Origin of the sequence: Citrobacter sp. T1.2D-1 (genome assembly GCF_950098555.1) — a bacterium.
Classification (GTDB): Bacteria; Pseudomonadota; Gammaproteobacteria; order Enterobacterales; family Enterobacteriaceae; genus Citrobacter_A; species Citrobacter_A telavivensis.
The window spans coordinates 288,149-302,975 of the sequence record NZ_CATNHH010000034.1 but is presented as its reverse complement, the minus strand read 5'-3'; the positions used below and the strand labels follow the sequence as shown (position 1 = coordinate 302,975).

The following is a 14,827-nucleotide window of genomic DNA, read 5'->3' as shown; positions in this document are numbered from 1 at the left end:
ATTAGCCATGTTTTTCTGCATTGACATTATCATATTAACGGCTGCAACCGGGCGTTACTTAGCCCTACAGCCGTTTTTTTTTATGATTTCAGAAAGGGATGACCCGAGATCGTAAGTTGTGTGCCGTTTTGACTATTCTGTAGCACGGCATGCGCGCCTAACGCCAGCGTAACGGTTCGCGGCTCATGACCAAAATCAAGCCCGGTAATCAGGGGAACAGAGAGGCGTTCACGTAAAAACGCATACACCGTGTTGAGGTCGTAGCCGTCATCATACTCATTCGGGGCGCTGCCGCTAAAACTGCCCAGCACAATGGCGCTCTGGCGGTTTAAAATGCCCGCATCAAACAGCTGCAGCAACATGCGCTCGACGCGAAAAGGGTGCTCATTGATGTCTTCCAGCACCAGAATACCGTTTTCAATTTTTGGCATCCACGGGGTGCCGATAAGCGAAATCAGCATCGCCAGATTGCCGCCCCACAGCGTTCCTTCGGTATGACAGGCCGGGCCTTCGCCTTGCCATTCCACCGTGTACTGCGCGTGACGTAATGCTTGCCAGAAATGGGTTTGCGTAAAGGTATTCAGCTCCGGTGCGCCAACGTTCGCTGCCAGCATCGGGCCGCTGAAGGTGATGACATTGCCTTGCGCCAGCAAACCACACTGGATCGCCGTAAAATCACTGTGACCGCAAATGAGCAACGGATCCCGCTGTTGTCGGGCGGCAAGGGCCTGCCAGTCGATGTGTTCCAGCAGTCGGCTCGCGCCATAGCCACCGCGCACCGGCATAACGATGGTGTCCGGCGCGGTGAGATGCACAAGCCCGTTCACGTCTGCCAGACGCTCCGATTCCGTACCCGCAAAGCGTTGATGGCGACGACTGACCACCGCCGTATTATCGACCTGATGCCCCGCGTCCTTAAGGCGCTGGATACCAAGCAAAGCCGCGTGTTGATTAATGCAGTAGCCCGAGGGGGCAATTAAGTGAAACCGGGACATGGCAATTCCTTGCTACAACAGAAACCAAATGTATATCATGCCGCCTATAGTAGAACGTTTTGCCGGATGACGCTTTGCTTATCCGGTTTACAACGGTGATTTTAGTAACGAAGCGTTCCGGCGATAAGGACAGAAGACGTGAAATTGAGATGGTTTGCTTTTTTGATTGTGTTGCTTGCAGGTTGTAGTTCAAAACAGGATTATAAAAATCCCCCGTGGAATGCGGAAGTGCCGGTGAAACGCGCCATGCAATGGATGCCGATCAGTGAAAAAGCCGGGGCGGCGTGGGGCGTTAGCCCACAATTGATTACGGCGATTATCGCGATTGAGTCAGGCGGGAATCCCAATGCGGTCAGCAAATCGAATGCGATAGGGCTGATGCAACTGAAAGCATCGACCTCCGGGCGCGATGTCTACCGTCGGATGGGCTGGAGCGGCGAGCCTTCAACCAGTGAACTGAAAAACCCGGAGCGCAATATCTCAATGGGCGCCGCCTACCTGAGTATTCTGGAGACGGGCCCGCTCGCCGGTATTGAAGATCCGCAGGTGATGCAGTATGCGCTGGTGGTCTCCTATGCCAACGGCGCAGGCGCACTGCTGCGCACGTTCTCTTCTGACCGGAAAAAGGCCATTAGCAAAATCAACGATCTCAGTGCCGATGAGTTCGTTGAACACGTCGCGGATAACCATCCTGCGCCCCAGGCACCGCGCTACATCTACAAATTGCAGCGCGCGCTGGATGCGATGTAATTAGTCGCGCACTTTATTCGATTTCTCCCGGGCTTCGCGCTCGAGGGAAAAGATAATCCGCTGAAGTTCCCGCTCCACCGCCGGGCCAACGTTGAGAAAACGAAAGCTCAGGCGGGGAGTCGAAATCGTCTCATTTTTCCCGTCAATCACTTTGCGTTCAGTTACGGAGATCAACTGCGCGTCAAAGTGAAACATCCCCCATTCCCCCATATCCAGCGCAATTTGCGAAAAACGCATCCCTTCCGTGAGTCCTGACGGCTTCGGGCCTTCCAGCAGCGCGCCCATTCCGCCGAGGGAAAGATCGTACAGACGAAAACGTAGGGTGCTGTTATCTGGCATCTGCGCGGTACAACCGTAGGGGGGATGGAGCGGCGCGCAGATGCGAAAGTATTCCCGTCGTTGGACAAACCACAGCGCCGGAGGAAGCGGGGTGATAAAGGCCGGAAGTTGCTGATACTCACCGCTGTGCAACTGCTCAAGGGTAAACTCAACCTTCGCGCCCTGAGTTTCCGCCGTAAAGGTAATATTGCGCGCCTTCTGTACGGCGAGGTTTTCGTTTTGCTGACTGCCAAAGTCCATCACCAGTCTTTCGGCCGAAACATCAAGGATTTTGCTGATGAATTGCCCGCCGCGCCAGGAGACGCGCAAAGGCACCTGATTGCTGTTTAAGTCGCGAAGAACGCCCAATACCGCCAACGGATTTTGCTTCAGAAACTGCTCATTATAATGACTCACGCGGAACGACCCCTGGATGCCTGACAGTCTATCGAACGGTTATCGGCAAGACGCAGGAGAACTTAATACAAACGCGTGATTTTTTTTACCAAAGACAAATAATTCAGTCTCGCGGAAACAGCGAGGATCAAGGGGTTGCCTATACTTAATGGACAAGCGCAAGAATCTGTTGCGTGTGGTTTCCCTGAAAAGAGGGTCTGAACATGGGAATTATTGCCTGGATTGTATTTGGTTTGATTGCCGGTGTTATCGCCAAATTGATCATGCCGGGACGTGACGGCGGCGGATTCATCCTGACCTGTATTCTCGGCATTATCGGTGCCGTAGTGGGCGGATGGCTGGCGACCATGTTTGGTATTGGCGGCACAATCAGTGGCTTTAACCTTCACAGCTTCCTGGTTGCGGTGGTGGGTGCCATTGTGGTGCTGGGGGTATTCCGACTCGTGCGCCGCGATTAACAACACGGCTCCTGCGGGAGCCGCGTTTTTATCCTGGTCCCCTTCAATTCCTCTCTTGATTTACCTAATTAAATGAGAATAATTAGCATTCCAATTTAAACTGATAATTATTCTCACTATGACAACTTCCTGCTTCCGACTTTGTGCGCTCTCTGGCTGTATCTCACTGGCTCTGACCACGCCGTCTTATGCGGCAGATTCTAACGAATCCACCATCGTGGTATCCGCAACGGGACAGGAGACCCTGCTGCCGGCCTGGACCAACAGCGCCACCAAATCTGCCGTCCCGGAAAGTAAAACGCCGCAGGTGATTAATACCATCGATAATCACGAGATAACCTTACGTCATGCGAATTCTGTCAACGAGATCCTTCGCTATGCGCCGGGGGTGTCGACGGAAGTGCGCGGCAATACTTCCTATATGAGCGAGTACAAGATTCGTGGTTTCTCCGTCGATCAGGAGTACTACAACGGCTTGCAGTTGCCGTATAACGTCACCGGTAATACCAAGGCGCGTATCGACCCGCTGCTGGTGGAAAGCGTGGATATCCTGAAAGGGCCCGCGTCCGTGCTGTATGGCAACGGTTCGCCGGGAGGGCTGGTGAATATTCAGGGCAAAAAACCGCAGGCTGAGCAAAAAACGGAGATCGGCTTTAATACCGGTACGCGTAATCTGAAAGAGGGCTATCTGGACTCCACCGGTAAAATCAGCGATAGCGACTGGAATTACCGTCTGCTGGGTAAGGCGACGGAGGGCGACGACCAACCGCACACCACGCGTTATGAAGACTATCTGCTGGCACCTTCCGTCACCTGGCAACCGGACAGCAAAACGCGTCTGACGCTGGATGCCCTGGTGCAAAATACGCCGTCGTTGTCACCGTCGAACCCGTTACCGATTGCTTATTTGCGCTCGGGTTACGCCGATCGTCGTGACTATGCCGGAGATGAGTGGAGTGGCTTTAAGCAGCGTCAGTGGATGGTGGGTTATCATTTCGAGCATGAATTTGACAGTGGTTGGGGATTCAGTCAGCAGGCGCGCTATTTTGACGTCGATACACACCAGCGCAGCGTCTATTCAACCGGTAATGGTACGAACCCGGTATGGATGCTTGACCGCTTTGCCTATACCACTGATGAAGATCTGAAAAGTTTCAACATCGACAACCAGGTGACAAAAACGGTCGCGCTAGGGGACTGGCAGCACCATTTGCTGGCCGGCTTTGACTATCAGAAACTCGACAGCCATTACTTCTATCGTTACGCCAGCGCCACGCCGGGAATCGACATGCGCGCCCCGGATTTCCATCAGGTGCATACCGCCGATCTGGGGTTGTACACTGCGCAGAAAAACCGCCTTTCTTATCAGCAAAATGGCTACTATTTGCAGGATCAGGTCGCGTTTGGTGGCTTAAATCTGCTGGCCAGTCTTCGCTATGACGATTACCGTTCTACGACTACCGATGCGATGCAAAACGACGAGAAAACCTGGATCTCTCAAGACCGGGTGACCAAACGGTTGGGCGCGCTCTATGCCTTTGAAAACGGTATTTCACCGTTTATCAGCTATTCCGAAGGCTTCAAACCGATTTCACCGCAGGGCACGCTGACGGCGAAAGACGTGAAGCCGACGACCAGCAAACAACTGGAAGGCGGGGTGAAATACCTGCTGGTCGATTACGCGACAACGCTGACCGCCTCTGTGTTTAACATTCGCCAGAAGAATGTCCTTTCCGCCACGCCGACCTGGGATTATCGACAGACCGGGGAGATCGAATCGAAAGGGGCGGAGCTTTCGGTCATCAGTCGTCCAGGTGACAACGTCACGTTGATCGCCAATTACGCTTACACCCATGCGATCAATACCGAAGATGAAACCTGGGAAGGCAAGCGCCCAACGCAGGTGCCGGAGAATGCGTTTAACTTGTGGGGGGATTACACCTTCGACGCGACCACACTGCGCGGGCTGACGATGGGCGCAGGGGCGCGCTATACCGGGCCGATGGAGATCTCGCCGGACAACAAGGGCGGTAAACTGGGGGGCACGACACAGTACGATCTCGCCGTGTCGTATCGCTTAGGCGAGGTGCTGCCGTCACTGAGCGGCGTGACGCTAAAAGCCAGCGCCCAGAACATTACCAACAAAGAAACGTTCAGCTGCTACGACAGCACCAACTGCTGGATTGGCCGCGACCGGACGGTCCAGGTCGGGGCAAGCTACCGTTTCTGATCGCATGAAGCGAAAACCGGCCTGGCATTCTCAGGCCGGTCAGACACTGAGTATTATGGCGTTGCCTGTTTTTGTGGCGGTTCAGCGGATGCCGGGCTGGCAACAGGGCGCTTTTCCGGCACGCTGTCACACGGTTTTTCCTTCGGACAAATTAGGTCGAGCATCTTCAGCGTGACGCCATTGCTCCAGCCAAAACCATCCTGCAACGGATATTCTCCGCCGCCACCGCCGGTCCCGGTGCTGCTGATGTCATATTTTTCCACCAGCTTTTGTTCGCGATCGTACGTGTGCTGCACGTTGGTCAGAAAGCGCCAGCTCACCTCCATCGCTACGTCATTCTGCCCATAGTTCTGTAAGCCCTCGGTGGCGACCCACTGCAGCGGCGCCCAGCCGTTTGGCGCATCCCATTGCTGTCCGCTTTTCACCGACGTGGTGGCAAGCCCGCCCGGTTGCAGCAGATGCGCGCGGGTGGCCGCAGCCATTTTGCTGGCGCGATCCTTCGAGGCGGCATTGACATACAGCGGGAACAGAGCGGCAGCGGTCAACTGATTCCGTACCCGCTTGCTCTTCAGGTCGTAATCCGCGTACCAGCCCTCTTTATCATTCCACAGGTAATGTTCCATGGCTTTCTGTCGGGCATTCGCCAGCGTGTCGTACTGGCTGGCTTTTGCCTCATCCCCCGCGGCTTTGCTGGCGCGCGCGAGGATTTTTTCCATTTTGTACAACAGGGCGTTGAGATCGACCGGAACGATGCTGGTGGTCCGCAGCGTGCCAAGCTGCTGCGGATTATCCATCCAGCGTGAACTGAAATCCCAGCCGGACGCGGCCGCTGCGCGCAGATCGCGATAAATATCGGTCGCCGGGCGGTTTGGATTGCTTTTCGCCGTGGCAATATCTTCGACCCAGGATTCCGGTCGCGGCGTATCCCGCTCATCCCAGTAGCGGTTGAGAAGGGTGCCATCCTCCAGTTTCACCACCCGCTTGTTCTGTTGACCTGCCTGCAGCGTTTCGACGCCTTCCATCCAATAGGTGTACTCTTTTTGCATCTGCGGCAGGTATTTTTTCAGCGCATCGTCGCCGTCGTGCTGAGCCAGCAGTTCGACCATCAGTGAAAAGAAGGGCGGTTGGGAACGGCTTAGGTAGTAAGTGCGGTTGCCATTGGGAATATGACCGAAGGTATCAATCTCCCAGGCGAAGTTTGCCACCATATCGGCAATATTGTCCCAGCGACCGCTTTCGGCAAGTCCCAGCATGGTGAAGTAACTGTCCCAATAATAGACTTCCCGGAAGCGCCCGCCGGGCACCACGTAAGGCTCAGGCAGCGGCAACAGGGAGTCCCATTTTTCCACGCTTTCGGTGGAGCGGGTTAACACCGGCCACAGCCCGTCGATATGTTCACGCAGCGATTGCCCTTTCGGAGGAACATATTTCTCCCCTTCTTTCGGCAGCGTAAAGTTGACGCTCACGAAGTGGCGCAAATCGAAACTGGACTGATTCTTTTGCATCCGGTAATCCGCGAGGATCATCAGCGGGTCACCGTTAGGCACGGCGTCGGCAAAGGTTTTCTGATCGGGAAACAGTCTGGCATTCTGCACATCGTTAAACAGAGGACCGAGCAGAATATCCGGCGGCTGCGGAGGGGAGAACGGCATCTCTTCGGCGTTAACCGACAGGGAAGAGAAGGTAAGCAGCGTGCCGGAAACCGCTAATGTTATGACCAACGACAGTGAAGCAGGCGCGCGAAAAGCAGGGGTATGCATTGATTAATCTCCTTAGTGCGTACCGAATAACGGTATCTACCATGAGAAAATCGTAGTCCAGGATCGCTCCCGGCGCGTGATTACCCCCCTTTTTTTGCGACGTTACAGCGGTTTCCTTTCTCTGATGGCGCGATTTCGCGCCACATCAAGGGTGAGTCGCTCGCCCGTTTGCACATCGTTAAGCGCGTCGCCCTGCTGACATACCCAGGCGATGCCCATCTCCCGGGCGATCAACGTGCCATGCGCGAGCGAACTGCCTTCCCGCAGGCAGATGCCTTTCACCACGTGCGGGTCGAGTTCCGGCACCGTTGACGGAAACAGGTTGTCGGCAACCAGTATGGCGGGCGCGCTAACGTCAGGCAGCACCAGCGGGCTTTGCAGCAAATGACGCAGCGTGCGGTGCAGGAGATCGTCGATATCGATGTAGCGCGCCTGCAGATAGGCGTCATCCAGTTGACGATACTGCGTACTGAGGCTGCTCAACACCTGCTGCCAGGCATATTCCGCCGTACAGTGCTCGCTGCGCAGGAGCCCGCAGGCGGTATCAAACAGCTCCGGATCGTCCAGCAACATATGGTGACCAGAGAAAATGGCCGCCAGGTCACCCGGCCAGTTTTCTTCCGCGCGGGTAATCAGCGTCATCAGGTCGAGCAGCGTGAGATCCAGCGCGTTACGCAGTCGCGCCTGCTCTGCGCCAGGACTGCGATCGGACGCTTGTCGAATCGGTGGCAGCGTTGGCGCGTAACAGAACGCGTTGCCCGTGATGTCCGCCGTCGACGATGTGACAACCGCCGCATCTTCCAGCGACTCGCCGAAATTCTCCGCCGCCAGACGACTAAACGCGGCCAGCGCATCATCCGCCTGTTCTCCACTTGCCAGCAGACGTACCGTGTCATGACAGCGAACCTGCAACAGCGAAATCTGATTCAGGCTGTCCGGCGTAACGCACTTGCCGTTTTTCTCCAGCAGCAGATCGGCGTTAAAGGCCGACAGCGTTGCCACAAGCCGGGAGGCCGGGCGAATGTGCAGACCGTTGGGATTCTTGATCACCACGGACACTGATTTTGCTGCCGCATCCTGTGCGATAAAGGTCGGGGTAATGCGGGTTTCAGAAGCAGAAGAGGGTAAACCCAGTTGCTCACGCTTGGCCTCGAGAGCGTTCGTTGCGTCGGCGATGACCTTGTCGATATCCGCGCCTGCAGCGGCGCTCACCGTTGCCGCCAGCGTCCCTTCCACCAGCGGCGCGGCGCACAGTCGTACTTTCGCTGCGATCGTCGGATCGAGGAGGTCCAGCGCCGTTTCTGCACTGAGCAGGGCGCTGCCAATGTCCATCATCACCAGCACGTGGTCGGTATCGGCAACAGACTCGATCGCCTCCATCACCTTAATGGGGTCGGTGCCGATGGGATTTTGCGGATCGTCGATACCGGCGGCAATGGCTATTTTACAGTTGCCGCCCATTAACATCTGTTGCGCCAGTTCGCCAACCCCTTCACCGAGGCGGGCGCTGTGAGAGACTATGACCAGGTTTACCATCTTACTGTCCTTACTCTTTTGCCGCGGCTGCCAGCATCTGGATCATAAACATCACCGAGGTCGCACCCGGATCCTGATGCCCGATACTACGCTCGCCCAGGTAGCTGGCGCGACCTTTGCGGGCCTGCATCGTAATCGTGCTTTGTGCGGCGGCTTCAGCCTCAGAGGCGGCAGCGTCCAGCGCGGCGGTGACGGAGAGGTTCTGCTCACTGGACTGGCGTAATGACTCCGCCACCGGTACCCAGACATCGCACATCGTTTTATCACCCGGCTCGGCTTTACCCCGGCTTATCACGCCATCAGCACCTTCACGCATCATCTGATAGAGCTCATTGAGCGACAAACTCTGGTGCGCCTGCGTGGCCTGCGCGGCACGGATGAAAAAGGTGCCGAACAGCGGGCCACTGGCCCCTCCAACGTTTGACAGCAGCGTCATCCCGGTGTTTTTCAAAATAAAACCGATATCTTTATCCGCAATGGCCGGTAATTTTTCGACCACTTTGCTAAAGCCGCGATGCATATTCAAACCGTGGTCAGCATCGCCAATCTCGCGATCCAGCCCGGTGAGATAATCACTCTCTTTACTGAAAATGTCCCCGCAGCGATAAAGCCAGCTCACAATCTGCGCTCTGGTAAGTGACATGACTCTCTCCTTAGTTGCCCCAGTTCAGGCCTGGGGTGTGAACCGGTGCGTCCCAGAGTGCCAGCGTCTCGTCATCCACTTTAAGAAGCGTGATGGAAAAGCCGGTCATATCCAGTGACGTACAATATGAACCAATCAGATTGCGTTCGATGACGATACCCGCCTGCTGGCAGCGTGCGTCGAGACGGTTATAGACGCCGTACAGTTCAGAAAGCGGCGTGGCGCCGAGGTTATTGACCAGCGCGATGACGCGATCGCCACGTTGCAACGGTTGTTTGCCTTGCTTATCTTCCAGCCAGACGCCCTGGGTGGGATCCCAGTGGCGCAGCGTGCGGCTATAGGTTCCGTTTTCCAGCAGGGTATCGAACATTTCGTCAACGGTTCTGTCGAGTGAGACGAAGGCGCGACGGTCAATGCCTGGCTCGCCGTGGATCCCCACACCGAACTCCATTTCATTGTCGGCGAGGGTGAAAGAGGGCTGCCCGGCTGCCGGAACCGTACACGCTGCGAGGGCGATACCGATCGAATGGCCATGATTGTTGAGTTTGCGTCCGAGTTCGGCGCAGGCTTCCAGGGAATCGCCGCGTTCTGCCGCCGCCCCGACCAGTTTTTCAATCAGCACGGTATTAGCAACACCACGTCGTCCGGCGGTATAGAGGCTGTCTTTGACCGCCACGTCGTCATCCACGACCACGGTGGTGACCTTCACGCCGCTTTCGTGCAGCAGTTCGGTCGCGGTTTCGAAGTTGAGAATATCGCCAGTATAGTTTTTCACGATCAGCAGCACGCCTTCGCCGCCGTCAATCTGCATGGCGCATTCGAACATTTTATCAGGGGTTGGGGAGGTGAAAATTTCTCCAGGACAGGCACCGGACAGCATGCCCTGGCCGATGTAGCCGCAGTGCATCGGTTCATGACCGCTGCCGCCGCCGGAAAGCAGCGCGACTTTGCCCTGTACAGGGGCATCTGAACGGGTCACATACACCGGATCCTGATGCAGGGTCAGTGACGGATGCGCTTTTGCGAGGCCAGCCAGTTGTTCACTCAGTACGTCTTCCACACGGTTAATCAGCTTTTTCATTCTTTTGCTCCGGGTCTTAGGCTCCAGGGGATCGGTTGTGTTCAACGCCACGGCGACCGCTCGCTGCCGATAACGTAATTGTGCCCCAGCGCGCGAAAAAGAAAATTCATCAATGTTATGTTTCATAAAGGAACACTAATCTTAATAAATGTTCCATAACGGAACGCTAAAACGCGAAATACGGCAAAATTGCGAGCAACCGCACCCGGAATCGCGGAGAAACCGACAGTGAAGAGCAGCGAGATAGCAACCACAGCAGCGGACGTCCCGGAATATATTCGCGCCTCATGGCTGCGCTGCGGCAAAATTATGCAGCGCGAGTTCTGGGCCCTGCCGCACCGGGCACAGGGGCTGACGTTTGACTCTATTTGTCGGCGCAAAACGGCGATGCTCACGCTCGGGCAGGCGGCGCTGGAGGATGCGTGGGAATACATGTCGCCACGAAAGTGTGCGCTGTTAATTCTTGATGAAAGCGCTTGCGTGCTCAGCCGCTGTGGCGATCCGGATACGCTCCAGCGCCTGGAGGCTCTCGGCTTTACCGACGGCACCTATTGCGCGGAAAGCATCATTGGCAGCTGTGCGCTGTCGTTGGCCGCTATGCTGGGGCAGCCGGTAAAAACGTTACCCGATCACCATTTTAAGCAGGCGCTCGGTGCGTGGAGTTTTTGCTCGACACCCATTTTCGACAACCACGGACGCCTCTCTGGATCTATCGCGCTGGGCTGTCCGGCAGACGACGCCTCACCTGCCGATCTGTCATTAACGCTGGCGATCGCGCGCGAGGTGGGGAACTCGTTGCTTACCGATAGCCTGCTTGCCGAATCGAACCGCCACCTCAATCAGCTGTATGGTTTGCTGGAGAGCATGGATGACGGCGTGATGACCTGGAATGCGCAGGGAAGTCTGCAATTTATCAACGCTCAGGCGGCACGGCTGCTGCATCTTGACGTGACGGCTGCCCACGGCAAAAACCTCAGTGAACTCCTGACGCTGCCCAGCGTTCTGCTGCGTGCTATCCGCCATCAGCGTCCGCTCCATCATGTTGAGACGACGTTTGAAAGCCAGCACCAGTTTGTCGATACGGTGATAACCCTCAAGCCGATTGTCGAAACGCAGGGCACCAGTTTTATTTTGCTGCTGCATCCGGTGGAAAAGATGCGCCAGTTGATGACCAGCCAGTTGGGTAAAGTGAGCCATACCTTTGCGCAGATGGCGCAGGACGATCCGCAAACCCAGCGTATCGTCCATTTTGGTCGTCAGGCGGCGCGGGGCAGCTTCCCGGTGTTGCTATGTGGTGAAGAGGGGGTCGGCAAGGAGTTACTCAGCCAGGCGATTCATAATGCCAGCGAGCGGGCGGAAGGCCCGTATATTGCGGTGAACTGCCAACTGTATGCCGATCAGGTTCGGGATTTTATCGCCAGTACGGCGGACGACGACAGAGAAGGGCGGTTAAGCCGCCTGGAACTGGCGCACGGCGGCACGCTGTATCTGGAGAAAATTGAGTATCTGGCACCTGAACTGCAGTCGGCGTTATTACAGGTGATCAAACAGGGCGTCATCACCCGTCTTGACGCGCGCCGCGTGGTGCCAGTCGACGTGAAGGTGATTGCCGCCACGACGGTGGATTTGGCGCGGCTGGTGGAACAAAACCGCTTTAGCCGTCAGCTTTATTACGCGTTGCACGCTTTTGAAATTATGATTCCACCGCTGCGACAGCGACGTAACAGCATCCCTTCGCTGGTGAATCACCGCTTGCGTCGCCTGGAAAAACGGTTTTCGACTCGCCTGTCTATGGATGACGATGTACTGACCCCGCTGATTGCCTGCGACTGGCCCGGCAATGATTTCGAACTCAACAGTGTTATTGAAAATACGGCGCTGAGAAGTGAAAACGGGCGTATTCACCTGAACCATCTGCCGGAGTATCTCTTTAACGAGCACCGGACCTCAGAATCCACGACCGGTAGCTTCTCTGCCAGCGTCTCATTTAGCGACATCGAGAAGGATGCCATTATTCACGCGGCAAGGGTGACAGGAGGGCGTATTCAGGAGATGGCCAGCCTGCTGAAAATTGGCCGTACCACGCTATGGCGAAAAATGAGGCAATACAATATTAACGCGGCGCATTTTAAGTTGAGCTCCTGAAAAACGGGCGTTTTTGCATCCTATTTTAAAGCGATTTCTGTCCGTTATGGATTAAAACCAGACGATGACAACGCTGCCATTTTCCCGGCGTCGAACCTTGCCAGAAGATCCCGGAAGGCAATGCGCGCATTTTTTTATTATCTTCCCGTATTTTTTTCATTCGATCCTTACCCTGTTCGCGCTGCCTGAAACCGCAAGACATCATGCAATAACGCAACCACAAAGCATGCTGCGAGACAAATGGCGCGGATGACCGCACCGCAGCAGGTGCGGGCCCGGCAGCATCGCAGGTAACGACGGCACGCGGCAGAAATTAAAAATCCACGCCAGGCGTGGATTTTAGAGGGCGGGTGAGAGCGGCGAGGTTAGCGTTCACGCCTTGCCATCAACAGCGCGAGGTCGACGAGGCGATTGGAGAATCCCCATTCATTGTCGTACCACGCCAGAATTTTGACCATATTGCCGCCAATCACCAGCGTTGAGAGACCGTCGATAATGGAAGAACGCGGGTCACCCTGGTAGTCGCTTGAGACGAGCGGTTCATCGCTATAGCCGAGGATCCCTTTCAGTGGCCCGCTGGCGGCGGCTTCACGAAATGCATTGTTGACCTCTTCAGTCGTCACATCCCGCTCAAGCGTTACGGTCAGGTCGACAATGGACACCACCGGAACCGGTACGCGCAGCGAGTAACCGGTTAAGCGACCGTCCAGTTCAGGAATGACTTTGCCAAGCGCCTTCGCGGCACCGCTGGAGTAAGGCACAATCGACAGTGCGGCGGCGCGGGCACCACGAAGATCTTTTTCCGGCTGGTCATGCAGCGCCTGGCTGTTGGTATAGGCGTGGGTGGTGTTCATCAGACCATGCTTAATACCAAAATGCTGGTGCAAAACCTGCGCGGCAGGTGCCAGACCGTTGGTGGTGCAGCTACCGTTGCTGACCACGAAGTGTTTATCCGGGGAGTAAAGGCTATCGTTAACGCCCATCACGATGGTTAAATCATCGTTTTTACCGGGGGCGGAGATAATCACTCGCTTTGCGCCACCGCTGTGGATGTGCACCGCTGCTTTATCTCGATCAGTGAAAAAGCCGGTTGCTTCAATGACGATATCAACTTCACTCTGACGCCAGGGGATATTGGCGGGGTCGCGTTCACTGAACACGGTAATGGGTTTACCGTCAACCACAAGCTGCCCCTCACCGGCGGTGACATCGGCGTCGAGTTTACCGAGCAGCGAGTCGTATTTCAGCAAATGCGCCAGCGTTTTACTGTCTGTCAGATCGTTGATTGCCACAATCTGAATATCCGGGTTGCCCAGTGCAGCACGCAGTACGTTGCGTCCGATACGGCCAAAACCGTTAATACCGACCTTTACCATGATCAACTCCTTATCTGTTGTCTCTGAAGGTAATGTAGGTCGGTGGCCCGTTGGCGTAAATGACAAAAAAGGATCACTTTACGCCATTTTACGACAGTGAAAGCGCTGGCGATATTCACCAGGCGTAAGTTGAAGCTGTTTTTCAAACAGCCGCCGCAGGTTAATGCTGCTGCCAAATCCCGTTTGTTCGGCGATACGATCCAGCGTCTCGTTGGTCTGCTCCAGACGCTGTCGGGCAGCGGCCAGACGGGCTTCGGCGACATAGCGCGCCGGTGAAGCGCCGGTTTCCCGGGTAAACACGCGGGTGAAATTACGCGGACTCATGGCGACTTTTTCCGCCAGCTTATCCACACTGAGGTCGGCGGTGAGGTTCTCGAGCAACCATGCCTGCAGATCGTTAATGGGGCCCAGGGCGCTGGTCTGCTGAAGGTTATAGCGGCTAAACTGCAACTGGCCTCCGGGGCGGCGCAGGTACATGACGAAGTCCTGGGCGATGTCGCGCGCCAGGCTGAATCCGTAGTCTTCTTCAACCAGCGCAAGCGTCAGATCAAAGCCGGAACTGACTCCGCCTGATGTCCAGATGTGTTCGTCCTGAATATAGAGTGGACCGCCCTCGACGCGCACCCGAGGAAATTCGGCCTGCATGGTTTCCAGTAGCTTCCAGTGGGTGGTGGCGCGTCTGCCATCCAGCAGTCCGCTTTGTGCCAACAGCATCGCACCGCCGCAAATGGATGCAATACGGCGGGCATGAGGAGCGGCCAGGCGCAGCCAGTCAACTACCGCAATCCCTTCCTGCGGATTTTGACCTTTGCCAGTGATAATGATGGTATCAAGAGGCTCACGAGGGTCAATTTCATGCAGGCGATGATCTGCCAGTAAATTTAAACCGGACTGACCATGGATCACCTGATGCGGCTGGGTTGTTGCTAGCTGAACCTGGTAACAGACGTCCGTAGCGCCTTCTGGATGCAGGCGGTTGGCCTGCATCAGAATGTCGGCAATACCAGCGGATTCAAACAGCATACCGCCATCGGGGACAATGATTAGTATCTTCTTCATGTCCTGAAAAGTAATCTTTTTACAGAATAAGTCAACAACACAGACGCAAACGGGAAAAG

At 55.6% G+C, this 14,827-nt stretch carries 13 protein-coding genes; 4 read left to right on the top strand and 9 right to left on the bottom strand.

Annotated features, from left to right (window positions below; genetic code table 11):
* Positions 1–80: 80 nt before the first annotated feature.
* Positions 81–995 (bottom strand): muramoyltetrapeptide carboxypeptidase, encoded by a 915-nt coding sequence (gene ldcA / locus QQZ17_RS19575; RefSeq protein ID WP_152404248.1) that lies wholly within the window; start codon positions 993–995, stop codon positions 81–83.
* Positions 996–1,133: 138 nt separating this feature from the next.
* Between ldcA and emtA the strand changes: the two genes are divergently transcribed.
* Positions 1,134–1,745, top strand: a complete 612-nt coding sequence (gene emtA / locus QQZ17_RS19570) for a membrane-bound lytic murein transglycosylase EmtA (RefSeq protein WP_046481095.1) — start codon at positions 1,134–1,136, stop codon at positions 1,743–1,745.
* Here the strand turns inward: emtA and ycgR are convergent, their stop codons facing one another.
* On the bottom strand, positions 1,746–2,480 hold the full coding sequence (ycgR, locus tag QQZ17_RS19565) for a flagellar brake protein YcgR (RefSeq protein WP_152404250.1): 735 nt from the start codon (positions 2,478–2,480) through the stop codon (positions 1,746–1,748).
* A gap of 203 nt (positions 2,481–2,683) precedes the next feature.
* Between ycgR and QQZ17_RS19560 the strand changes: the two genes are divergently transcribed.
* Both QQZ17_RS19560 and QQZ17_RS19555 read left to right on the top strand, forming a co-directional pair.
* The gene (locus QQZ17_RS19560) at positions 2,684–2,938 is read left to right on the top strand and encodes a GlsB/YeaQ/YmgE family stress response membrane protein (protein ID WP_152404252.1); all 255 of its coding nucleotides are present in this window, start codon (positions 2,684–2,686) and stop codon (positions 2,936–2,938) included.
* Positions 2,939–3,056: 118 nt separating this feature from the next.
* Positions 3,057–5,168, top strand: a complete 2,112-nt coding sequence (locus QQZ17_RS19555; RefSeq protein ID WP_152404254.1) for a TonB-dependent siderophore receptor — start codon at positions 3,057–3,059, stop codon at positions 5,166–5,168.
* Positions 5,169–5,221: 53 nt separating this feature from the next.
* On the opposite strand, the gene QQZ17_RS19550 is transcribed toward QQZ17_RS19555, so the two are convergent.
* The 4 genes from QQZ17_RS19550 to dhaK form a co-directional block, all read right to left on the bottom strand.
* Positions 5,222–6,928: an alpha,alpha-trehalase gene (locus QQZ17_RS19550; RefSeq protein WP_152404256.1), complete on the bottom strand. Its 1,707-nt coding sequence runs from the start codon at positions 6,926–6,928 to the stop codon at positions 5,222–5,224.
* A 102-nt stretch (positions 6,929–7,030) separates the two neighbouring features.
* Positions 7,031–8,464, bottom strand: coding sequence for a dihydroxyacetone kinase phosphoryl donor subunit DhaM (gene dhaM, locus QQZ17_RS19545; RefSeq protein WP_152404258.1), 1,434 nt, complete (start codon positions 8,462–8,464; stop codon positions 7,031–7,033).
* Between the two features lie 10 nt (positions 8,465–8,474).
* On the bottom strand, positions 8,475–9,107 hold the full coding sequence (gene dhaL, locus QQZ17_RS19540; protein ID WP_152404260.1) for a dihydroxyacetone kinase subunit DhaL: 633 nt from the start codon (positions 9,105–9,107) through the stop codon (positions 8,475–8,477).
* 10 nt (positions 9,108–9,117) lie between these two features.
* Entirely contained in the window at positions 9,118–10,188 is a 1,071-nt protein-coding gene (gene dhaK / locus QQZ17_RS19535) for a dihydroxyacetone kinase subunit DhaK (RefSeq protein ID WP_152404262.1), read from the bottom strand.
* A gap of 243 nt (positions 10,189–10,431) precedes the next feature.
* Between dhaK and dhaR the strand changes: the two genes are divergently transcribed.
* On the top strand, positions 10,432–12,333 hold the full coding sequence (dhaR, locus tag QQZ17_RS19530) for a dihydroxyacetone kinase operon transcriptional regulator DhaR (RefSeq protein ID WP_152406312.1): 1,902 nt from the start codon (positions 10,432–10,434) through the stop codon (positions 12,331–12,333).
* Between the two features lie 25 nt (positions 12,334–12,358).
* Here dhaR and QQZ17_RS19525 read toward each other — a convergent pair whose 3' ends face one another.
* From QQZ17_RS19525 to QQZ17_RS19515, 3 genes are all read right to left on the bottom strand, one after another.
* The gene (locus QQZ17_RS19525; RefSeq protein WP_268878671.1) at positions 12,359–12,493 is read right to left on the bottom strand and encodes a hypothetical protein; all 135 of its coding nucleotides are present in this window, start codon (positions 12,491–12,493) and stop codon (positions 12,359–12,361) included.
* A 205-nt stretch (positions 12,494–12,698) separates the two neighbouring features.
* Entirely contained in the window at positions 12,699–13,709 is a 1,011-nt protein-coding gene (gap, locus tag QQZ17_RS19520; protein ID WP_152404264.1) for a type I glyceraldehyde-3-phosphate dehydrogenase, read from the bottom strand.
* 78 nt (positions 13,710–13,787) lie between these two features.
* The gene (locus QQZ17_RS19515; RefSeq protein ID WP_284554153.1) at positions 13,788–14,768 is read right to left on the bottom strand and encodes a GlxA family transcriptional regulator; all 981 of its coding nucleotides are present in this window, start codon (positions 14,766–14,768) and stop codon (positions 13,788–13,790) included.
* Positions 14,769–14,827: the final 59 nt, after the last annotated feature.

What these genes read in the sequence shown, in the direction of transcription:
- ldcA (WP_152404248.1), bottom strand. Translation starts at nt 995, where the DNA reads ATGTCCCGGTTTCACTTAATTGCCCCCTCGGGCTACTGCATTAATCAA.
- QQZ17_RS19560 (WP_152404252.1), top strand. Translation starts at nt 2,684, where the DNA reads ATGGGAATTATTGCCTGGATTGTATTTGGTTTGATTGCCGGTGTTATC.
- QQZ17_RS19555 (WP_152404254.1), top strand. Translation starts at nt 3,057, where the DNA reads ATGACAACTTCCTGCTTCCGACTTTGTGCGCTCTCTGGCTGTATCTCA.
- QQZ17_RS19550 (WP_152404256.1), bottom strand. Translation starts at nt 6,928, where the DNA reads ATGCATACCCCTGCTTTTCGCGCGCCTGCTTCACTGTCGTTGGTCATA.
- dhaM (WP_152404258.1), bottom strand. Translation starts at nt 8,464, where the DNA reads ATGGTAAACCTGGTCATAGTCTCTCACAGCGCCCGCCTCGGTGAAGGG.
- dhaL (WP_152404260.1), bottom strand. Translation starts at nt 9,107, where the DNA reads ATGTCACTTACCAGAGCGCAGATTGTGAGCTGGCTTTATCGCTGCGGG.
- dhaK (WP_152404262.1), bottom strand. Translation starts at nt 10,188, where the DNA reads ATGAAAAAGCTGATTAACCGTGTGGAAGACGTACTGAGTGAACAACTG.
- QQZ17_RS19525 (WP_268878671.1), bottom strand. Translation starts at nt 12,493, where the DNA reads ATGAAAAAAATACGGGAAGATAATAAAAAAATGCGCGCATTGCCTTCC.
- gap (WP_152404264.1), bottom strand. Translation starts at nt 13,709, where the DNA reads ATGGTAAAGGTCGGTATTAACGGTTTTGGCCGTATCGGACGCAACGTA.
- QQZ17_RS19515 (WP_284554153.1), bottom strand. Translation starts at nt 14,768, where the DNA reads ATGAAGAAGATACTAATCATTGTCCCCGATGGCGGTATGCTGTTTGAA.